The sequence below is a fragment of the Geomesophilobacter sediminis genome, assembly GCF_016458275.1.
GTDB lineage: Bacteria > Desulfobacterota > Desulfuromonadia > Geobacterales > Geobacteraceae > Geomesophilobacter > Geomesophilobacter sediminis.
This window is the reverse complement of sequence record NZ_JAEMHM010000003.1, coordinates 92,691-113,402: the sequence shown is the minus strand read 5'-3', so window position 1 is coordinate 113,402 and position 20,712 is coordinate 92,691. Positions and strand designations below refer to the sequence as shown.

General features: G+C 61.3%; 20 protein-coding genes. 4 read left to right on the top strand and 16 right to left on the bottom strand.

Annotation, left to right across the window (positions count from 1 at the left end):
• Positions 1–61 precede the first annotated feature (61 nt).
• The 6 genes from JFN93_RS03910 to JFN93_RS03885 all read right to left on the bottom strand — a co-directional run bounded on the left by JFN93_RS03910 (position 62) and on the right by JFN93_RS03885 (position 7,011).
• Positions 62–850 carry an SDR family NAD(P)-dependent oxidoreductase gene (locus JFN93_RS03910; RefSeq protein WP_199382691.1) on the bottom strand — a complete coding sequence of 263 codons (789 nt, stop codon included), beginning with the start codon at positions 848–850 and terminating at the stop codon, positions 62–64.
• Positions 851–966: 116 nt separating this feature from the next.
• Complete coding sequence (locus JFN93_RS03905) at positions 967–1,914, bottom strand: NADP-dependent oxidoreductase (RefSeq protein ID WP_199382690.1); 948 nt, start codon at positions 1,912–1,914, stop codon at positions 967–969.
• 300 nt (positions 1,915–2,214) lie between these two features.
• Positions 2,215–3,066 carry an undecaprenyl-diphosphate phosphatase gene (locus tag JFN93_RS03900; protein ID WP_199382689.1) on the bottom strand — a complete coding sequence of 284 codons (852 nt, stop codon included), beginning with the start codon at positions 3,064–3,066 and terminating at the stop codon, positions 2,215–2,217.
• A 19-nt stretch (positions 3,067–3,085) separates the two neighbouring features.
• Positions 3,086–4,327 (bottom strand): hypothetical protein, encoded by a 1,242-nt coding sequence (locus JFN93_RS03895; RefSeq protein WP_199382688.1) that lies wholly within the window; start codon positions 4,325–4,327, stop codon positions 3,086–3,088.
• A 342-nt stretch (positions 4,328–4,669) separates the two neighbouring features.
• A complete protein-coding gene (locus JFN93_RS03890) occupies positions 4,670–4,963 on the bottom strand; it encodes a hypothetical protein (protein WP_199382687.1) in 294 nt (97 codons plus the stop codon).
• Positions 4,964–5,019: 56 nt separating this feature from the next.
• Complete coding sequence (locus tag JFN93_RS03885; protein WP_199382686.1) at positions 5,020–7,011, bottom strand: heterodisulfide reductase-related iron-sulfur binding cluster; 1,992 nt, start codon at positions 7,009–7,011, stop codon at positions 5,020–5,022.
• Positions 7,012–7,295: 284 nt separating this feature from the next.
• On the opposite strand from JFN93_RS03885, the gene JFN93_RS03880 reads away from it, so the two are divergent.
• The 3 genes from JFN93_RS03880 to JFN93_RS03870 all read left to right on the top strand — a co-directional run bounded on the left by JFN93_RS03880 (position 7,296) and on the right by JFN93_RS03870 (position 10,683).
• Positions 7,296–7,766 (top strand): universal stress protein, encoded by a 471-nt coding sequence (locus JFN93_RS03880; protein ID WP_199382685.1) that lies wholly within the window; start codon positions 7,296–7,298, stop codon positions 7,764–7,766.
• Between the two features lie 92 nt (positions 7,767–7,858).
• Positions 7,859–9,373, top strand: coding sequence for an aldehyde dehydrogenase family protein (locus tag JFN93_RS03875; RefSeq protein ID WP_199382684.1), 1,515 nt, complete (start codon positions 7,859–7,861; stop codon positions 9,371–9,373).
• A 146-nt stretch (positions 9,374–9,519) separates the two neighbouring features.
• Complete coding sequence (locus JFN93_RS03870) at positions 9,520–10,683, top strand: acyl-CoA dehydrogenase family protein (protein WP_199382683.1); 1,164 nt, start codon at positions 9,520–9,522, stop codon at positions 10,681–10,683.
• Here the strand turns inward: JFN93_RS03870 and JFN93_RS03865 are convergent, their stop codons facing one another.
• The 3 genes from JFN93_RS03865 to JFN93_RS03855 all read right to left on the bottom strand — a co-directional run bounded on the left by JFN93_RS03865 (position 10,684) and on the right by JFN93_RS03855 (position 11,533).
• Positions 10,684–10,839, bottom strand: coding sequence for a DUF3309 family protein (locus JFN93_RS03865; RefSeq protein ID WP_199382682.1), 156 nt, complete (start codon positions 10,837–10,839; stop codon positions 10,684–10,686). It lies immediately after the preceding gene.
• Between the two features lie 33 nt (positions 10,840–10,872).
• Entirely contained in the window at positions 10,873–11,058 is a 186-nt protein-coding gene (locus JFN93_RS03860; protein WP_199382681.1) for a hypothetical protein, read from the bottom strand.
• A 175-nt stretch (positions 11,059–11,233) separates the two neighbouring features.
• Complete coding sequence (locus tag JFN93_RS03855; protein WP_199382680.1) at positions 11,234–11,533, bottom strand: hypothetical protein; 300 nt, start codon at positions 11,531–11,533, stop codon at positions 11,234–11,236.
• 280 nt (positions 11,534–11,813) lie between these two features.
• On the opposite strand from JFN93_RS03855, the gene JFN93_RS03850 reads away from it, so the two are divergent.
• Positions 11,814–12,242 carry a hypothetical protein gene (locus JFN93_RS03850; protein ID WP_199382679.1) on the top strand — a complete coding sequence of 143 codons (429 nt, stop codon included), beginning with the start codon at positions 11,814–11,816 and terminating at the stop codon, positions 12,240–12,242.
• Positions 12,243–12,326: 84 nt separating this feature from the next.
• Here the strand turns inward: JFN93_RS03850 and recG are convergent, their stop codons facing one another.
• The 7 genes from recG to JFN93_RS03815 form a co-directional block, all read right to left on the bottom strand.
• The gene (recG, locus tag JFN93_RS03845; protein ID WP_199382678.1) at positions 12,327–14,630 is read right to left on the bottom strand and encodes an ATP-dependent DNA helicase RecG; all 2,304 of its coding nucleotides are present in this window, start codon (positions 14,628–14,630) and stop codon (positions 12,327–12,329) included.
• A 48-nt stretch (positions 14,631–14,678) separates the two neighbouring features.
• Positions 14,679–14,876, bottom strand: a complete 198-nt coding sequence (locus JFN93_RS03840; protein ID WP_199382677.1) for a DUF1858 domain-containing protein — start codon at positions 14,874–14,876, stop codon at positions 14,679–14,681.
• A gap of 172 nt (positions 14,877–15,048) precedes the next feature.
• Complete coding sequence (greA, locus tag JFN93_RS03835) at positions 15,049–15,525, bottom strand: transcription elongation factor GreA (protein WP_199382676.1); 477 nt, start codon at positions 15,523–15,525, stop codon at positions 15,049–15,051.
• A 95-nt stretch (positions 15,526–15,620) separates the two neighbouring features.
• The gene (carB, locus tag JFN93_RS03830) at positions 15,621–18,875 is read right to left on the bottom strand and encodes a carbamoyl-phosphate synthase large subunit (RefSeq protein ID WP_199382675.1); all 3,255 of its coding nucleotides are present in this window, start codon (positions 18,873–18,875) and stop codon (positions 15,621–15,623) included.
• A 46-nt stretch (positions 18,876–18,921) separates the two neighbouring features.
• Positions 18,922–19,338 (bottom strand): type VII toxin-antitoxin system HepT family RNase toxin, encoded by a 417-nt coding sequence (gene hepT, locus JFN93_RS03825; protein WP_199382674.1) that lies wholly within the window; start codon positions 19,336–19,338, stop codon positions 18,922–18,924.
• On the bottom strand, positions 19,331–19,756 hold the full coding sequence (mntA, locus tag JFN93_RS03820; RefSeq protein ID WP_199382673.1) for a type VII toxin-antitoxin system MntA family adenylyltransferase antitoxin: 426 nt from the start codon (positions 19,754–19,756) through the stop codon (positions 19,331–19,333). Before mntA ends, hepT begins: the two co-directional genes overlap by 8 nt.
• Positions 19,757–19,774: 18 nt before the next feature.
• Positions 19,775–20,710: a radical SAM protein gene (locus tag JFN93_RS03815; protein WP_199382672.1), complete on the bottom strand. Its 936-nt coding sequence runs from the start codon at positions 20,708–20,710 to the stop codon at positions 19,775–19,777.
• Positions 20,711–20,712: the final 2 nt, after the last annotated feature.

Genomic DNA, 20,712 nt, shown 5'->3' with positions numbered 1-20,712 from the left:
CATTGCTGGCGCGAAGGACCGCCGGGCCAGGAAAAACAGCGCCCCACCGCGAAAAGCCAATTCAGAAGCAGGCCCGAACCACTCCCCCGTCCACCCGGAGCGCCGCTCCGTTGGTGGCCGAGGCAAGCGGACTGCAGACGTAGGCGACCAGTGAGGCGACTTCTTCCGGCGCGGCGAAGCGCTTCAAAAGCGAGCTGGGCCGGACGTTGGCGAAGAATTCCTGTTCAACCTCCGCAACGCTGCGCCCCTCGCTCAGCTGGGCCACGAACTCACCGACGCCTGCGGACAACGTCGGTCCGGGGAGGACGGCGTTGCACGTCACCCCGGTACCGGCACAGGATTCGGCGATGCCGCGGGAGATGGCGAGTTGGGCGGTCTTGGTCATACCGTAGTGGATCATCTCCACCGGAATCTGGATGCCGCTTTCGCTGCTGATGAAAACGATCCGTCCCCAGTTGCGCTGCTTCATCCTGGGGAGATAGGCCCGCGCCAGGCGAACGCCGCTCATGACGTTGGTGTCGAAGAAGCGCTGCCAGTCTTGATCACTGATCTCCTCGAAAGGTTTCGGTTCGTAGATCCCGACGTTGTTGACCAGGACCCCCACCTCCGGAAAGCGCTCCAGGAGCCGATCGGCCACCGCAGGCTGGGTGACGTCGCCGGCAAAACCCTGAAGCGATGCTTGAGGTTCTGCCTCCCGTATGGTCTGCAGGGCCGATTCGACCGAGGCTTCCCTGCGGCCGTTCACGATGACCCGCGCCCCTTCGGCGGCGAGCGCCCGGGCGATGGCCAGGCCGATTCCCTTGGTGGAGCCGGTCACCAGGGCGAGTTCATTCTTGAGTTTCAAATCCATGGCTTCCCTCCTGCAACCTTCAGCATTGCCGCAGGTTGCTCTTGCACCTTATGCCCCATCCTATGCCTACCGTTTAAAGATGAAAATGAATTTCCTTACCTCCCGCTCAAGACATCTTACGGGCAGGCGGCCACCCGGAGCACGATCTTGCCGCGGGCGTGCCCGCTTTCGCTCAGTTCCTGGGCCTGTCCCGCTTCCGGCAGTTGAAACACCGCGCTGACCACCGGGCGGATGGCGCCGGAATCGATCAGCGCGCCGATCCGGTTCAAAAGCGGGGCATCCCGCCGGACCAGGACCGGCAACCGGCGCACCTCGCTGCCGGCAAGATCGTCGTCGGCGAGGACGCCGACCGTGCTGACCAGGACCCCGCTCTTCTTCACCACCTTGAGCGATCGGCGCTGGGTATTGCCGCCGATGGTGTCCAGCACCACGTCGACCGGTTTAACCACCTCCTCGAAACGCTCCTGGTGGTAGTCCACCGCCTGAGCCACGCCGAGTTCCTTCAAAAACTCCAGGTTGCGCGCCGAGGCAGTGCCGATAACCTGCGCCCCTTTCCATATGGCGAGCTGTACCGCCAGGTGTCCGACCCCGCCCGCCGCGCCGTGGATGAGCACCGTCTGCCCCGGGGTCAGGTGAGCCACGTCAAAAAGGGCCTGCCATGCGGTGAGCGCTGCCATGGGCACCGCCGCTGCCTGCACGTGCGGCAAAGAGAGCGGTTTTGGGGCGAAGTCCCGCGCCGGTGCGGCAAGAAATTCGGCATAGGCGCCGTCGCGGGCAAAGTCGAGCAAAGCGAACACCGAGTCGCCCACCTTGAAGTCGCCGACCTGGGAGCCGACCGCCTCGACCACGCCGGAGACCTCCCCTCCCGGAATCAGGGGAAAGCTGTGGCGCAGAAACGGCTTCAGGATCCCGGAGCGGACCTTCCAGTCCAACGGGTTGACGCCGGCACCGCAGACCCGGATCAGGAGAGCGTCCGCGGCATATTCCGGGCGCGGCGCATCCTCCAGAACCAGGACGTCGGGTCCGCCGTAAGAGTGCATGCGTATCGCTTTCATAGTGTCCATATGCCTTCTCCTCTCAGGGGTGGCGCTGCCCTCCCCGCCCGTTGAGACAGCCGGAAAAAAGAATTAGATCATACTAACAACCACTTTTACATTGTCAAGCTACGCACAGAGCGAAATATTGTTAGTTTTAAGCAATGTAAGAAAAGGTAAAGTGAGATGGAGAGGATATGGGGAATGAAGCTGGAGGATGGGAGGCTCCAACTAATAGTAAATACTTGGAGGGGCGATCAGACTAAATAGGAAACCTTAATAAGAATGGAGTGATTTGATTGGAGGGCGGAAGGACAAAGTTCAGAAACGTTAAAAGCCGGCACGATAAAGGGTGAAGACCAATACGGAGCCGGCAAGGCAGTAATAACCGAAATACTGCCAGCGGCCCTCTTCGAGCCAGCTGGACAGCCACTTCAGTGCGGCGAGTCCGGATACGAAACTGAGAACCATACCCAAAAGGCCGGGATAAAGCATGCCCGGCAGGTCGAGGTGGGTGGCACCCTGCGCCTTCATCATGCGCAAAAGCTCGCGGGCGACCACCGGAGGGGTCAGCACCACGGCCAGAGCGAAGCTGAATGCCTCCAGTTTCACCTTTTCCAGCCCGAGGAGGAGTCCTGCGGAGATGGTGGCGCCGGAGCGGGAAAAGCCACGAAAGGGCAGGCAGATCCCCTGTACCGCCCCGATGATGAGCGCGTCCCGCCCACGGATCCGCTCCCTTCCTGCGGAGCGCTGGGATTTCAAGCCGGCCACGATGATCAGGATGCCGGCGGCCGCCAGCGCGCCGGAAATCAGCGCCAGGTTGCCGAACAAAAGCTCGATCTCCGCGTGCGGGGCGCCCCGGAACAGGGTCTTCTCGATGATCCACTTCAGGAGGAGGCCGACCACCCCGGTGCAGACCGTGGCGAAGATGATGGCGGCGGCCGAGTCGCGCAAGGCTTTCGCCGACGAGAAAAAGCTCTCCCGCCACTGGCGTCGGAAGTACCAGATCACGGCGAACATGGTTCCGGTGTGCAGCAGGACCAGAAGCAGGGTCATTTCCGGCTTGGTCGGGTCGAGCCCCAAGAGCTTTTCGGCGACGATGACATGGGCGGAGCTGGAAACCGGAAGAAGTTCCGCGGCGCCCTGCACCACGGCGAGAATCAGGATATTCAGAAAGGTCATCGCTTGCTGCTCCGTTTTACTAAAAGGACTTGGACCAAAGAAAAAAGAAGCTGCCGCCGGTGTGGCCGTTTCTCAGGATGGCGGAATCGTACGAGTAGTCGAGATCAAGCTCGGATTCCCAGAGAAAACCGGTGGTTAGGCCGATAGATGCCACAGCGCCCCTTCCCCAGTGGAAATCAGGGCTGTCCGAGGCGAAGTTTTCCCGCTCGACCAGGGCATGGGTGGCGCGCAGATGCAAAAACAGGAACGGGTAGAATTCGCGCCGGTATTCCGCCCAACTGATCAGGTAACTGGCGACCGGAAACTGCTGGAACAGCGCGCCCGGCAGGACCTGACGGTCCAGATCGTCGCTTTCGGTGGGGATCGGACCGCCGCCGATCCGGAAGGCGGAGAAGCGGTCGAGTTTGCCGTAGGGGGAAATCCCGCCGTTGACGCTGAACAGGAGCCGGTTTCGTTCCGACAACAACGGCACCCCGGTAGCCGCCATCAGGTACCCGGAAGCCTTCAGGTAGTGCCGGGTATCGGTCGGGGTGTTGTCGGGAGCCAGTGGCGAGCGGTGCATGAACTCGGCGTTGATCCCGGCGGCGACCCCCTCGTGGGGGAGTTCCATCAGGTTCCGTTTGAAGCCGTCGTAGCGGAACCGGAAGTACGGACCGTGCACCAGGCTGTTCTGCGGAATCAGCGCCGTCGGGGAAGTATCGGAGACCCGCTGCGTGTAGAGATACCCGGTCTGGTAATAGAGCTGAAACCTGAGGTCGTTGTCCACCTGGTACGGGTCCATCGGGTAGCGGAGCCCAAGTCCCACCCTGCCGTTGACCGTCCCCCAGCGCAGGTCGGTCCCGGCGATCTCCTGGGACCCGTTGGTCTCGGTCTGGGCGAACGGGATGGTGTAGTTGTCCAGGTGGCCCAGCAGCTGCAGGTTGCCATAGCTTTTGTTGATATCGACATCGTCGGAGACGCCGCTGATGGTGCCGCGCACCCGGATGTCATTCCAGCGGTGCTTGAGATAAAGGGCGGCCATCGGCAAAAAATCGGTCCCGGCCAGGTTGGGCGCGAAGACCGCCCCCCCCAACACCAGCGCCATGGTGTTTTCCCGGTTGCGCCCGGGAACGGCGACTTTCACCCCCATGCATTCGATATCGCACGGCTCGCCGGCAAGGGGAGTTTTGTAGGCCAGAAACTCTTCGGCAACGGCGTTGCCGGAAAAGATGGTTCCGGCCATGATCAGGCCGAAAAAGGAAGCGGTAAAGGGTCTCATCACGTCTTAAAACTTTCGTTCGGAGCGGTAGCCCGAAATGCAGATCGGCTAAGTGCTTTCGATATGGGGTATCAAGGAAGGGCGTGATGTTATACCAATTCCCGTTCCAGTGCCAGCAGGTTTTTACGTAAACAAAAAAACCGAAAAAAAACCAGTTCGCGATCGGAGAACCGCCTCAGATCGATTGATCTGAATGCGATGCTCCAAAGCGGGAACTGGTTTTGGTTTGGTCGGTCGTTATTGGGTAAGCCGGGCGCGCTTTTGCGGTGGGAGCGCCTTTCCAGGCCCGATCATACCCGGCGCATTTGGGGGACGGAGGGATCACCGCACGCGTGGGACGGCCGATCAGATCCGTTTTCTCCAGGCAAAGCGCGGTGCCTTGGCGGCCGGTTCCGTCTCGCACTCGCACTTTTGTTCTTTATCTTCCAGAGCGGGCTCGGCCCCCTCTTTCCGGTCCATGACCAGGCGCCCCAAAGGGATGGTGCTCGCGGCGCCGGCCAGAAAGAGCGCCCAGCCGAGCGCCTTGCGCTTTCTATTGGTGAACCGGTCGGCATAGAGCAGGGCAATCCCGCCCCCGAGTACGACGCGGGTGGCGGCGATCAGCGAGATTTCCGGAAGGCTCAAACGGACTTTTTTCATGATGGTCTCCTTTCAGGTCGGCCGCTTGCAGCAGGTTGAGTATCTCATCTCTTGGTTCAGCCCGGCAGGTTCAACCGCTGGAGCACGACTTCAGCGAGGTCCTGCACCTGGATCTTCTCTTCGAATCCGCCGGTCTTGATTCCGTCCTCGAACATGGTGAGGCAGAAGGGGCAGTTGGCGACCAGCACCGGCGCGCCGGTGGCGGCCGCCATCCCGATCCGCGCCTCGGAAATGCGGGTGCCGATCCGCTCCTCGGCCAGGATCCGTCCCCCGCCCCCGCCGCAGCAGAAGCTTTCGTGGCGGCTTTTATCCATCTCGGCGATGCTCGCCCCGCAGGCGTCCAGCACCCGGCGCGGCGCAGCGTATATATCCATGTAGCGTCCGAGGTAACAGGAGTCGTGGTAGGTGCAGTTCAATTCCTGCGGCTTGATGCCGAGCTTGCCGTCGGCAATCAGGCGGTCCAGGAAGGTCGTGTAGTGTTCGACCTCCGCCTCGAAACCCAGGTCGCGGTAGTCGCGCGCCAGGGTGTTGAAGCAGTGCGGGCAGGTGGTCACCACCTTTTTCACCTGGTACCCCTGCATCGTCTCGATGTTCTGCCGGGCCTGCATCTGGTAGAGGTATTCATTGCCCAGCTTGCGGGAGGGCTCGCCGCAGCAGACCTCTTCTTTCCCCAGAATCCCCACCTTGATCCCGGCCGCGGCGCAGATGCGGCTGAAATTCCGGGCCACGGCCTGGTTTCTCTTGTCAAAGGAGGCGTAGCACCCGACGAAATAGAGGACGTCGAATTCATCCCCCTCCCCGGCCACCGCGAGGTCCAGCCCGTCTCTCCAGTCCCCGCGGGCCGCCGGTGCAATGCCGAACGGATTGCCGTTCACCTCGTAGTTCGCCTCGGCCGCGCGGACCTCGTCACCGGGAAACTCCCCTTGCATCAGGGCGAGATGGCGACGCATCTCCAGGATCTTGTTGACGTGCTCGATGTGCGCCGGACAGATGGTCTGGCAGGCGCGGCAGGTGGTGCAGGCCCAAAGGACGTCGCGGGTGACCTTCTCCACCAGGTTTTCCCGGGGCGCGCCGAAGGCAACCTCGCCGACCTGCTGCACCACCTTCATCGGCGACAGCGGCTTGCCGGTCTGCCAGGCGGGGCAGCGGTCCTGGCAGCGCTTGCACGCCATGCAGGCATCGGCGTCGTAGATGTGTTTCCAGGTGAATTCGTTGACACCGGCAACGCCGTAGGTTTCCCGGCTTTCATCCTCGAGGTCGATGGTATCGATGGCCCCCTTGGGCCGCAGATCGGTGAACAGGTAGTTGGCCGGGGTGGTGAAGAGATGCTTCAGCTTGGTGAAGGGGATCAGCACGATGAAGGACATCGCGAGCAGGAAATGAAACCACCAGAGAAACCGGTGCGCGGCACGCTGGGTGTCGGGATCGATCCCGTCCATGAGGTGCGCCACCGGAAGCCCACCGAAGGAAAACCGCGCCAGCCAGGGGTTTTGGTGCAGCTCGGTCACCGCCATCCGGACCCCCTCCACGCAGAATCCCGTTACCAGGATCACCAGGAGCAAAAGATGGATGACGTAGTCGTCCCAGGCGGTGACCAACCCCTCCGGTCGGCCGATGAAGCGCCGGATGCCCAAGCCGAGCATGGTGAGGATCGCGGCGATTCCCGCGGCATTGAGGACGATTTTGAAGCCGAGGTAGAACTTCCCCTTGAGAAAGCGCAGGGCAAAGAGCGGGTCGGTGAAATCAGCCTGGACCATCACCAGGAGCGTCCCGATGAAAAGGAGCAGAAAGCCCCAGAAGAAGAGCGCGTGCTGGGTCCCCGGGACCGGTACCTCCCGGACTCGAATCTGCCCGAAGGTATTCTTGAGGAAGATGGCGGCACGGCGGCTAAGCGCATCGAGGCGGTTCAGCGGTTGCCCCATGAGGTAGAAGGGGAGCCTGCGGTAGAACCCCCAGGCGCAAACGCCCATGGACAGGAAGGCCAAGAGGTACATCAGCGGCGTGACGCCGTGTCCGACATTCCAGTAAATTTCCCGGGTTGCTTCCATGCGTGATCCTGAAACAGGGACGACGGCGGCGCCATCCTCAGGTTTAATGATAGGTGCCGCCACGGCAAAGCCAGGGGCGGCCAGGGTTAAAAGCCAATCTAAAATAGCTTAATGACTATCTATGTCAAGAAAGTCCTTCCTTTGCTTGCTGATTTTCCGTTGTACCGGTCGGCGTGCGAGGTAAAATGGAAATGAGCTCATCCCACATTAAACTGTAAGTTACCGGAAGACGGGACAGCAACCCGTCGGGGATCAACTCATTACATTACAGAAGGAGGCATCTCATGGACGACTTGAAAAACATCCTTATCGTGAGCCGGATGACTCCTTACTGCCGCGAGGCGGTTGAGATGGGCCTGATGTTCGCCAAGAGGTTCCAGGCCCGGCTCTTCGTCCTCTACATCCCGAAGTTCATCGTAGATATGGAGGCGGTGAATGCGCCCGACCTCTCCCTGGACAAAGACGCCAAGACCTACCGCACGGTCCAGGAGCAGGCCAAGGAGGAACTCGACAAGGCTCTGCGCGCCGATCTGACCTCGGACGTGCCGGTGAAGACGATGGTGCGCAACGGGAGCCCGGTCGAGGAGATCGCCAAGGTAGTAAAGGAAGAACAGATCGACCTGATGATAATGGTAGCCAACCAGGAAGGAAGGCTGGAACACCTTCTCTTCGGCCAGGAGAGCGATGCCATCATCCGCAGTCTCCCCTGTTCGACGCTCCTGGTGAAGAAGGACTTCACCGAGCGCCGCTGGTAAACGAACCCGAATCCACCCGACCAGCATCACAAGAAGAAGATCCGTCCAAACGCGGATCTTCTTCTTGTTTCACCCCCTTCAGGAGGCCCGCCATGACCATCACCGTACGGAACTTTATCGCCGGCACCTGGTGCGACGCCCAGGACGGCAGACGCTTCTCGAGCTTCAATCCGGCCCGGCGCGACGAGGTCGTCGCCGAGGCCCCCCTCTCCTCCCGTGCCGACGTGGACCGGGCGGTGCAGGCGGCCCGGGACGCCTTCCGGAGCTGGAGCACGATGCCGGCACCGCGCCGGGGGGAATACCTCTTCCGGGCGGCGGAAATCCTGCGCCGCAAAAAGGACGAACTGGGCGAGCTGGTCACCCGCGAAATGGGGAAGGTCCTTTTGGAAGGGCTGGGTGACGTTCAGGAGGGGATCGACATCGGCTTTTACATGGGGGGGGAAGGACGCCGATTCCAGGGGGAAACCGTTCCTTCCGAACTGGCCGACAAGGATTGCAAGAGCATCCGCGAGCCGCTTGGCGTCGTTGCCCTGGTCACCCCCTGGAACTTCCCGGTGGCCATTCCTTCCTGGAAGATGTTTGCCGCCCTGATCTGCGGCAACACCGTCATCCTCAAGCCCTCCTCGGAGACTCCGGCCTGCGCCGCGGCACTGGTCGCGGTTTTCGAGGAGGCAGGCATCCCTCCCGGCGTCGTGAACCTGGTCTGCGGCCCCGGCGAAGAGGTCGGCGAATACCTGATGTGCCACAAGGACGTCGATGCCGCATCATTCACCGGCTCCTGCGCCGCCGGCGAGGCGATGGAACGGAAACTGGCCGAACTGCACCGACCGGTCGCACTGGAGATGGGGGGCAAGAACGCAATCGTCGTGATGAACGATGCCGACCTCGATCTCGCCCTGGAGGGCGTGTTGTGGGGGGCGTTCGGGACCACCGGACAGCGCTGTACCGCTACCAGCCGGCTCCTGGTGCAGGAGGGCGTGTACGAGCAGTTGCTCCGGATGCTCGCCGAGCGGGCTTCGACGCTGAAACTCGGCAATGGACTCGACCCGCAAACCCAGGTGGGACCGCTGGTCAACGAATCCCAGTGCCGGAAAGTCCAGGATTACATTCGGGTCGGACAGCAGGAAGGCGCCCGGCTGGTAACCGGCGGGATGCGGCTGGAAGACGGCGAGTTGGGGCGGGGCTGTTTTGTCGCACCGACGGTTTTTGGCGACGTGACCCCGGGGATGCGGATCGCCCGCGAAGAGATCTTCGGGCCAGTCCTGAGCGTGATGAAAATCGCGAATTTCGAGCAGGCGGCCGCCATCGTCAACGGCTCGCCGTTCGGCCTCTCCTCGTCCATCTACAGCAGCGACGTCAACCTGACCGCACGCGCCGAGAAGGAGCTGAAAACGGGGATCGTCTACATCAACGCCTCCACCATCGGCGCCGAGGTACAGCTTCCCTTCGGCGGCTGGCGGCATTCCGGGTCCGGGCACCCCGAAGCGGGGGGCAAAGGCGGCGCCATCGACTTCTTCACCCGCATGAAGGTAATCTACCGCGACTACAGCGGCAAACTGCAGCGCGCCCAGATCGATACCGCCGCGGAAGGGGCCGGAAGCAGGTGAGGTGAATCGATCCGCCCGCTAACGGGTTTGCCGGCGCCAACAGGCGTAACGGCATTTCCTCACGTCCCCTCTCCTGCAAGGTTCGCACGCGAGAGCGCAAGCTTGCGGCGGAAAGGGTGAGGATGGGGTTAAAAAAAGGAGACCGTATGTTCAAAGGCCTCGACTACTACGACATCGACAAGGACTTAAACCCGCAGTCGCGGCTGGTGCGCGACACGGTGCGCGACTTCGTGGAGCGCGAATTCATCCCGAAAGTCCGGGAACACTACCGCGCCGGGAGCTTCCCTACCGAACTGATCCCTCTCATGGCGGAGCTGGGGCTTTTCGGCGCGAACCTCACCGGGTACGAACTGCCGGGACTCGACGAGACGAGTTACGGCCTGATGATGCAGGAGTTGGAGCGGGGCGATTCGGGATTGCGCAGCTTCGTGTCGGTCCAGGGGGCGTTGGTGATGTACCCGATTCACCGCTTCGGGAGCGAGGCGCAGAAAAAACGATGGCTCCCCCCGCTCGCCCATGGCAAGGCGATCGGCTGCTTCGGGCTCACCGAGCCCGATTTCGGCTCCGACCCGGGCGGAATGATCACCAAAGCGGTGGCCGACGGCGACGGATATGTCGTAAGCGGGGTGAAGATGTGGATCACCAACGGCTCCCTTGCCGATGTGGCCGTGGTATGGGCCAAGCTGGACGGGGTGGTTCGGGGATTCCTGGTGGAGCGGGGCACCCCGGGATTCAGCGCCAACGAGGTAACCGGCAAGATGTCGCTGCGTGCCTCGATCACCTCGGAACTGGTCCTGACCGACGCCCGGGTGCCCAAGGAGAATCTTCTGCCGGATGCCGTGGGATTGAAGGCGGCTCTTGCGTGCCTGAACCAGGCACGCTACGGCATCGCCTGGGGAGCGATCGGCGCGGCCATGGCCTGTTTCGAGGAGGCACTCAATTACACCCTGGAGCGAAAGACGTTCGGAAGAGCGGTGGCAGGGTATCAGCTGACCCAGGAAAAGCTTGTGGATATGGCGACCCGGATCACCACCGGGCAGCTGCTGGCGCTGCAGTTGGCGCGGCTTAAAGAGGAAGGACGGCTGCGCCCGGCCCAGGTAAGCATGGCCAAGCGCAACAACGTGGCGATGGCGCTCGAAGTGGCGCGCACCACCCGGGCGATGCTCGGTGCGAACGGGATTTCCGACGAGTACCAGAGCATGCGCCACATGTGCAACCTCGAGTCGGTATCGACCTACGAGGGTACCCACGACATCCACACCCTGATCATCGGCAAGGATCTGACCGGAATCGACGCCTTGGACCGGTAATTACAAGATTCCGACCAGGTCCAAAAGCAGCAGCACGACCAGGATCAGCGCCAGCGTGCCACTCGGGTAGTATCCCCATTGACGCCGGTACGGCCAGGACGGCAGCGCGGCGAGCAGCAGCGCCGTCAAAACTGCACCAAGCACAATCCCCAGCATGATGGCATCGTCCCCCCCTTCGTCGCCAAGGAGTTATCCGCGCAGCTTCGCCTCCCGGTAGAACTCGATCAGGTGTTCCGAATCCTTGGGCGAGAGGTTGAATTTGAAAATGGCCTCACGCAGTAACGGCCCCATCTCCTGGTTGGGGTCCTCCTGCAGGTTTCCCGAAATCCATTTCACCGCACGGTGTAATTCTTCCCCTTCTGGCAGAACGCTCATTCGTATCTCCTTGGCAAGTTGGTGATCCTGCTCTTACCTTACCCTGTCCAGCGGCCAAACTGCAACATCTACTCCGTTTGTCAGGTCCAAAAAGCTCAGACTGTCTTTTGCATGACAGAGCGCCGGAGCTATTGAAAGCACCGGCGCTCTGTTTTCTATGGTCAGTAACCAATCGTTAGTGCAGCATTTCCTTTTCATTCATCTGGCCAAGCCAGATGCCAATCACCTGAGAACCTTCTTTATGACGCCGGAAGTCACAGATCCGGCAACGCCATTCGTTGTACACCGTGCTGTAGTAGATGGAGTTCCCGTAATTTTCGATGAACCCCTTGGTGGCGATGTCCCAGGTTCCGTGTTCGCCGCAACGCGGGCAAAATCCGTGCTTACCGTCTTCGATGATGCACTGGCAGGACTCCTCCAGGATGCGCACTTCGCGGGAAACGATGAGCCGGTACTGCTCGTTGGTCTCGTACATGATCCAAATCCTCCCTGCCGCAGGCGCCGCCGGCCATGGATGACCACACCGGGAAAACACCAGCAACTATTCCATATTAGGTATCTTTAAGATTATTTGCAAGATCGTGGCCCAGGGTGTTGCCAGCCACGAAGAGCACGCCGGCAAGCGGTCCACCGCGGCCTCACCAGCATGTGGAATAACCTTCAAAAGCAATCAATACCATGCTAGGATGCGCGATTGGGTGTGGTGACAGCTCGTTCTGTCTCATACCGCCGCAATCATCGAGAAAGGATTGTTCATGGACTGCCGCATACCTAAATGGCTTGGTATCTTCACAGGTCTTTGCATTGTGATGGGGATTATCGGGGTGCTGACCAACCTGGTATTCCTGGTAATGAGCCTCTTGCACGGGTCGTCGATCGGCGTGGTGCTCAAGACATCGATCTTCTGGTTGTCTTTGTTCCACGTTATCAGAGACGGGGGATTGGTGTATGGAGGGGTTGAGGCGCGGGGCAGACAGAGAGCGGCTCGCTATGTCATCTATTTCTGTGCCGGGACATCGCTGCTTGAGCTGATTTACAATACCGTCTTACTGGGAAGCAAGGGGTCGCTCATCGCATCCATCACGACCATCGGATTTTTCGTCGTCCCGGCCGCGATTCAAGTCGCCCTGCTCTATTATTTCTCGAAATCTGAGGTCAAAGCCTTCCTGAGCCAGCCGCAATAACAGAAATCGAAGATACAACGTAAAAAAGGCTTACTCGGCAGGGAAGCCTTTTTTATTGAGCTGCGTAGCAATTCGCCGCAACCATCACGCGATCGATGCCAGCTCCAGTCGGCCTCCCCACCGGTGCATCAGTTCGGCCTTGAGCTTATCGTGACCGGGAGCTTCGAGATCCGGATCGGCACCGACCAGCGCAAACGCCTCCTTCCGCGCCTCTTCCAGGACACCCCCGTCCCGCAGGATATCGGCCACCTTCAATTCCGGAATTCCGGCTTGCCGGGTGCCCAGAAAGTCGCCGGGGCCCCGGATGCTCAGGTCCGCCTCGGCGATCCTGAAGCCGTCCTGGCTGGATACCATCACCTCGAGCCGCTTCTCGCCGTCTTCCGAGCGCCGGTCGCCGGTCATCAGGATGCAGAACGATCGCTCGCTCCCCCGCCCTACCCTGCCCCGCAGCTGGTGCAACTGGCTCAGGCCGAACCGTTCGGCGTGCTCGATCACCATGATGGTCGCGTTCGGTACGTCGATGCCGACCTCGATCACCGTGGTCGCCACCAGGATGTTGGTCTCCCCCCCCTTGAACGCCGACATCACCCCCTCTTTTTCCGAGGCGGACATCCGGCCGTGCAAGAGCGCCACCTTGAGGTCCGGGAAGATGTCCTGCTTCAGGTGGTCCGCCATCTGCACCGCGGCCTTAAGATCGCTCTTTTCCGACTCTTCGACCAGCGGATAGATGATGTACGCCTGGCGTCCCTTGACCACCTCGCCGCGGATCATCTGGTAGGTCTGGGCGCGCCGGCTGTCCCGCACGATGCGGGTCTCGATCGGAGTGCGCCCCGGCGGCAGCTCGTCGATCACCGACAGGGCGAGGTCGCCGAAGACGGTCATGGAAAGGGTGCGCGGAATGGGGGTCGCCGTCATCACCAGGATGTCCGGGTTACTCCCCTTCTTTTTCAAAAGGGCGCGCTGCACCACGCCGAAACGGTGCTGCTCGTCGATAACCCCGAGCCCGAGCCGATGGAACTCGACCTTGTCCTGGATCATGGCATGGGTCCCCACCACGATCTGGGTCTCGCCCTGTGCGATCAGCTCCAGTACCCCGGACTTCGCCTTTACCCCGGAGGTCAGAAGGGTGACCTTGATCCCGAGCTGCTCGCAGTAGCGGTGGATATTCAGGTAATGCTGCTCGGCCAGAAGTTCGGTCGGGGCCATGATCGCCACCTGGTAGTCGTTCTCGACCGCGATCAGCGCCGCCATGAGCGCGACCAGGGTCTTGCCGCAGCCGACGTCCCCCTGCACCAGGCGATGCATGGGGTGCGGCGCGATCATGTCCTCCTTGATCTCGGAAAGGACGCGACGCTGGGCGTTGGTGAGCGAAAACGGCAGCAGTTTGGCGAGTTCCCTGGTGTAGCGGTGGGTCACCTGGAAGCTGATCCCGTCCTCCAGGGTGATGCCGCGCCGCTTCAGCGCCAGCCCCAGCTCCAGGAAGAAGAGTTCGTCAAAGGCAAGCGAGCGATGCGCCTCCCCCTTCCCTTCGTTCAGATGGTCGATCCTGGCCGAAGCGTCCGGAGCGTGGGCCTCGCGCAGGGCGACCGGCAGCGACATGAGTTTCTGGCGCTGTACGATCGGCTCGGGAAGCACCCCTTTCACAGAGCGGCTGTACTGCTGCACCGTCTCGCGCATGATCTTCCGCATCACCTTCTGGCTCACCCCTTCGGTGAGCGGGTAGACCGGGAGGATGCGGCCGAAGTTTTCCGGGTCCCGCGCCATCACCTGCGCGAGGTCCTCCCCTTCGGCAACCCATTCGACTTCCGGGTGGTGCACCTCGCGCTGGAAGGCGAACTGGGAGACGTCGCCGATGAAGATGCCGCGTCGTCCCGGCAGGTAATTCCGCTTCATGAACTGGGGATGGTAGTGGAACCACTTGAGCGGGATGCTTCCGGAATCGTCGGCGACGATCGCCTCGAAGTAGTTGCGCCCCCCCTTGGTGACCATCGGCTGGGCCGACACGATCGTCGCGAAGAAGGCTTCGGTCATCCCGGGACGCAGCCGGGCAACGGGACGCAGCTCGCGGCGGTCCTCGTAGCGGTGCGGCAGGACGTACAGGGCGTCCTCGACGGTGGCGATCCCTTTCTTGGCAAGGGTGTCGGCAAGTTTGGGCCCGACCCCCTTGATAAAGCGCATCGGGGTCTGCAGCACGTCGACCGGATCGGATTCGGAGACAGACTTAGGTTTGGCAGCCGGCTTGGGTTTGGGGAGTTCGTGGCGCGAAAGACGCACGGAGCCGTCGACGATCTCCACGTTCAGGAGGTCGCCCGGGCGCAAGGAAAGGGACTTCCGGATTTCTTCGGGAAGGGGGAGACTGCCGTCTGAGGCGAGCTCAATGACTGGCATGGGAAGGGGAAAGGACGGTGCCGGACCGAGTGGCCGGCACCGGGGAAATCAGGCGAAGATGGCGTTGAGGTCGCGCAGGATATCGTCGACGTTGATGCCGTGGGCGTTGCAACCCTGCTCCAGGGACTCGTTCTGAGCGCCCATGCAGCCGATGCAGCCGAGGTTGTATTTGGCAAGAACGCGAACCACGTCCGGGTGCATTCTCATAACAGAAGCAAAAGTCATGTCTTTGGTGATCTGGCTCATCTAAAAACCTCCAAGAAAATGGACAATTGACAATGGGGCAATTGACAATTGCCTTTTTGCCGCCGACTCAACGCCGCGGCGAATTACCACTTAAGCAGATACGTCAGCAATGAGGACCAAAGACAGGACAGCGGATTTTCGTTGTCCATTGTCAATTGTCCATTGTCAATTGCTACTCGTACTTGATCTCAAGGATCTCGTATTCCTTCAGCCCGGAGGGGACGCTCACCTTGACGGTGTCGTCGAGCTTGTGGCCGATGAGGGCCTTTCCTACCGGGGAGGTGCAGGAGATCTTGCCCACCTTGATGTCGGCTTCGTCCTCGCCCACGATCTTGTAGGTGATTTCCTCTTCGGTCGCGGTGTCGTAGACCGTCACGGTGGCGCCGAAAACTACCTTGTCCGGCTTCAGGTTGGAGAGGTCAACCACGTATGCGCGGGCCAGCTTGTCGCCCAGCTCGAGGATCCTCCCCTCGATGAAGGCCTGGCGATTCTTGGCCGCATCGTACTCGGCGTTTTCCGAGAGGTCGCCGTGGGATCTCGCCTCAGCAATATCCTGAATCACCTTCGGGCGCTCTTCTTTGATCAGGCGCCGCAGGTCTTCTTGAAGGGCCTCGAAACTCTCCTTAGTTAACGGAACCGTTTGGGACATCGCGTATTCACTCCTTGCTTTGCATCCGGGGAGTTCCATCTCCCCCGGTCTTTTACACTGCGAGGGGAACGCGATGGCTCGCGCTCCCCTCGGTTTTACTGCTGTTTCAAATATTCCTGGATCGAGGTCACCTGAAGTTTGCTGTTCGAGGTGGCGATGATTCCGTCCACCACGGCGCGGGCGCCGGCGGTGGTGGTGTAGTAGGCAATGTTGTTGATCAGGGTGTTCCTGCGGATCGAGAAGGAGTCCGCTACCGCCTGGGCCCCCAGGGTGGTGTTGATGACCATCCTGATCTCGTTGTTTTTGATCGCATCGACGATGTGCGGTCTGCCTTCGAGGACCTTGTTGATCACCTGAACCGGGATGCCACGTTCCTGCAGATAGCTCGCCGTGCCGCGCGTGGCAACGAGTTCGAAGCCCTGATCATACAGTCTTTTGGCAGCGGTGACAATATGTTTTTTGTCCGAATCCTTGACGCTGATGAATACTTTTCCGCACTTAGGAAGCTTGGCGCCGGCACCGACCTGGGCCTTGGCGAAGGCCTCCGGGAAGGTCGCTCCGATCCCCATGACCTCGCCGGTCGACTTCATCTCGGGTCCGAGCAGGGTGTCGACACCGGGGAACTTGGCGAACGGGAAGACCGCTTCTTTCACCGAGATGTGCTTGGGCACGATCTCCTCGGTCACGCCGAGTTCGCGCAGGGACTTGCCCGCCATGACGCGGGCGGCGATCTTGGCCAGCGGGCGCCCGGTCGCCTTGGAGACGAACGGTGCGGTACGGGAGGCGCGCGGGTTGACTTCCAGGATGTAGATGTCGTCCCCTTTCACCGCGTACTGGACGTTCATGAGACCTTTGACGTTGAGGTCGAGCGCCATGATCTTGGTCTGGCGGCGGATCTCTTCGATGATCTCCGGGGTGATGGAATACGGCGGCAGCGAGCAGGCCGAGTCGCCGGAGTGGATGCCGGCTTCCTCGATATGCTCCATGATCCCGCCGATCACCGCCTCGGTGCCGTCGCACAGGGCGTCGACGTCGATTTCGATCGCCTCGTCGAGGAACTTGTCGATGAGGATCGGGTGCTCCGGGGAGGCCTGTACCGCGGTGTGCATGTAACGGCGCAGGTTCTCGACGTCGTAGACGATCTCCATGGCGCGGCCGCCCAGGACGTAGGAGGGACGGACCACGACCGGGTAGCCGATCCGGTCGGCGACCGCTTCCGCCTCTTCGAAGGAACGGGCGGTGCCGTTGTCCGGCTGGCGCAGGTTGAGCTTCTGCAGCATGGCCTGGAACCGCTCGCGGTCCTCGGCGCGGTCGATGGCGTCCGGGGAGGTCCCGATGATGGGGACCCCGGCCTTCTCCAGGGCGACGGCGAGCTTCAGCGGGGTCTGGCCGCCGAACTGCACGATGACCCCGTCCGGCTTCTCGACATCGACGATGGAGAGGACGTCTTCCAGGGTGAGCGGTTCGAAGTAGAGCCGGTCGGAGGTGTCGTAGTCGGTGGAGACGGTTTCCGGGTTGCAGTTGACCATGATGGTCTCGAAACCGTCCTCGGCGAGGGCGAAAACCCCGTGCACGCAGCAGTAGTCGAATTCGATCCCCTGCCCGATCCGGTTCGGACCGCCGCCCAGGATCATGATCTTCTTGCGGCTGGTCGGCTCGGCCTCGCACTCCTCCTCGTAGGTCGAGTAGAGATACGGGGTGTGGGCGACGAACTCGGCGGCGCAGGTATCGACCCGCTTGTAGACCGGCTTCACGCCGACCGACAGGCGCAGCTCGCGCACCCGCCCTTCCGGGATCTTCCAGAGCTTGCCCAGGTATTGATCGGCGAAGCCGAAGCGCTTGGCTTCCCAGAGGATCTCCTTCAGGTTCTCCCCGGACTCGGCCTCGATCTTGATCGCCTTGAGCTCCTCTTCCTTTTCGATGATCTGGCGGATGTTATCCAGGAACCACGGGTCGATGGCGGTGTGCTGGAAGATCTCCTCCACGCTCATGCCGCTTCTAAAGGCATCGCCGACGTACCACATCCGGTCGCAGTTGGGGGTGCGCAGCTTCTCGGTCAGGATCGCCTGCTCGCGGGGGGTAAGGGCCCGGCGGGTCTCTTCGGAGATGTCGAAAAGGCGCGAGTCGAAGCCGGAAACGCCGATTTCCAGGGAGCGGAGCGACTTCTGGAGCGACTCCTTGAAAGTCCGGCCGATGGACATGACCTCGCCGACCGACTTCATCTGGGTGGTGAGGGTAGCGTCCGCCGCGGGGAACTTCTCGAAGGTGAAGCGCGGGAACTTGGTCACCACGTAGTCGATGGTCGGCTCGAAGCAGGCCGGGGTCTCCTTGGTGATGTCGTTGGTGATCTCGTCCAGGGTGTAGCCGACGGCGAGCTTGGCGGCGATCTTCGCGATCGGGAAGCCGGTCGCCTTGGAGGCGAGCGCCGAGGAGCGGGAGACGCGCGGGTTCATCTCGATGACGACCAGGCGGCCGTTTTTCGGGTTGACGCCGAACTGGATGTTGGAGCCGCCGGTGTCGACGCCGATCTCGCGGATGATCTTGAGCGAGGCGTCGCGCAGGATCTGGTATTCCTTGTCGGTCAGGGTCTGGGCCGGAGCGACGGTGATGGAGTCGCCGGTGTGGACCCCCATCGGGTCGAAGTTTTCGATGGAGCAGATGATGACGACGTTGTCGGCGGTGTCGCGCATCACCTCGAGCTCGTACTCTTTCCAGCCGATCAGCGACTCCTCGACCAGGATCTCGTCGGTCGGGGAGGCGTCGATGCCGGCCATCGACATACGCTCGTACTCTTCCATGTTGTAGGCGATGCCGCCGCCGGTGCCGCCCAGGGTGAAGGAAGGACGGATGATGGCCGGGAAGCCGACGAACTTGATGACCTCCATCGCCTCGGTGTAGTTGTGGGCCAGGCCGGAGCGCGGCACTTCGAGCTCGATGCGCTGCATCGCCTCCTTGAAGAGGGTGCGGTCTTCGGCCATCTTGATCGCCGGGAGCTTCGCGCCGATCAGCTCAACGCCGAACTTCTCGAGGATCCCGTTTTCCGCAACGGCAACCGCGGTGTTCAGCGCGGTCTGCCCGCCCAAGGTCGGCAGGACGGCGTCCGGCCGCTCCTTCTCGATGATCGCGGCCAAGACCTCCGGGGTCACCGGCTCGATGTAGGTGGCGTCGGCGAAGTCCGGGTCGGTCATGATGGTAGCCGGGTTGGAGTTGAGCAGCACCACCTCGAACCCCTCTTCCTTGAGCGCCTTGCAGGCCTGGGTTCCCGAATAGTCGAACTCGCACGCCTGTCCGATGACGATGGGCCCGGCGCCAATGATGAGGATCTTATGGATGTCCGTACGTTTAGGCATTAAAACTGTCTCCTTGCAGCTGCATGGTTTGTCTGACCATTTCTTTTTACGCGTATCTTTGGGCGATCGAGCGAAGATACTCTTCGATGTCCCCGATGGCGTGATGAGCTATATAAAAAACTTTCTCAAGATCGAGCTTGGTGTATTCGTGGGCAACCAGGTTGCGGAAGCCAACGGCCAGGATCATTCGTTCACAAAGCTGTCGGGTGATAACCCCGTTATCCGCCAAAAGGTAGAAGAAATCATGGGTGCTTCCCGCCAGCCCAAGGGCTTCGTCACTGTTGACAGGTGAGGCCAAATCGATGCACGCCTGGATCGCCTGCATGAGATGGAACAAGACGACATCCTGACTAACAGCATCTTCGGAAAACCTTTCCACGGACTCGCCACGGAAGGCATTGATCCTCTTCAAGCTCCTCTGTACGGAGTCGACCTTCTCGGTGAGGAGTCGGCGATCAACCATCAGAAGGTTCCTCTTTCAACTTCCGCAAAAGCGCATCTTCCATCGCATTTCGATAGGGAGCGAAATCTGCGATCATCGAAAAGGCAATGGCACGAAACCGGGATAACTGGAGTTCGTCGCGCACAAAGAGCAAGATGCCCTTCCCCAAAACCTGTTCCAGTAATACCTCACCCGCGCCGTTCAGAATCACCGGATGGATTTCCTTGCGAAGCAGTCCCGCCAACCGGTTGTGGAAAGTCATCTTCAGGTCGAAGTACTCTCCTTTGGGAATCGAGCTGTCGAGCAGGAAAGCAACGTCCACGTCACTGTCGGGCCGTTGCCGTCCGTTGGCGCAGGAGCCGAAGAGATAGCAGGCGGCTATCTCCTGCCGTTCGGCACAGACCAACTCGATTGCTGCTTTCAATTCCTCGGAGGCCATCGCCGCTCCTCGAAACAATCAAGACTCTTCCGGTTCGTCCTGAACCCAGCCGTTTTCCAGGCCGTTCTCTTCCAGCGCCTCGACGGCCTCGGCATATTCCGCCGCAGTCACCTTCCGGTGGATCCCCTGCGTCTGCGCCGCGGCGTGGGCCGGAAAGAACTGGCTCATCAGGGCGATATGGGTTTCCTCGCCGAGGTTGTCCGCGATCCAGGCCAGGGTCTCGGCGCTGCCCGCATTTCCTTCCGGGAGAACCAGATGCCGGACGATCAGGCCGCGCACCCCGATCCCATCCTCGTCCACCTCGAGATGCCCTACCTGGCGCAGCATTTCGGCCACCGCCTTCCGGTTCACCTCGCGGTAGCCCGGCGCGCCGGAGAAGCGGACCGCCGGCTCCTCCTCGGTGTACTTCATGTCCGGGAGGTAGATGTCCACCACCCCGTCGAGCAGGCGCAGGGTTTCCAGCGACTCGTATCCGCTCGTGTTCCAAACGAGCGGGAGTCGGAAGCCCTTCCGGATGGCGAGGTAGAGGGCAGCCAGGATCTGCGGCGTGAAGTGGCTCGGCGTGACGAAGTTTATGTTGTGGGCGCCCCGGCGTTGCAGCCCGACCATCTTGTCCGCGAGGCCGCCGGTGGTCAGGTCGGTCCCGTTTCTCAGCTGGCTGATCGGGAAGTTCTGGCAGAACTTGCAACCCAGGGTGCACCCGGACAGGAAGATGGTTCCGGACCCGCGGGTCCCGGAGATCGGAGGTTCCTCTCCCCGGTGGAGGTTCGCCGATGCGATCCGCGGGGTCTTGCCGACTCCGCAGCGGCCGGTGCTGCCGGCCAACCGGTTGACGCCGCAGGCGTGGGGACAGATGTCGCAGGCCGCGAGCCGGGCGTAACCTTCGGTGATGCGTTTCAGGAGCTCGCCGCTATGGAAGAGCTCCAGGTACTTAGGGTCGTTCGAACTGCTCAAAC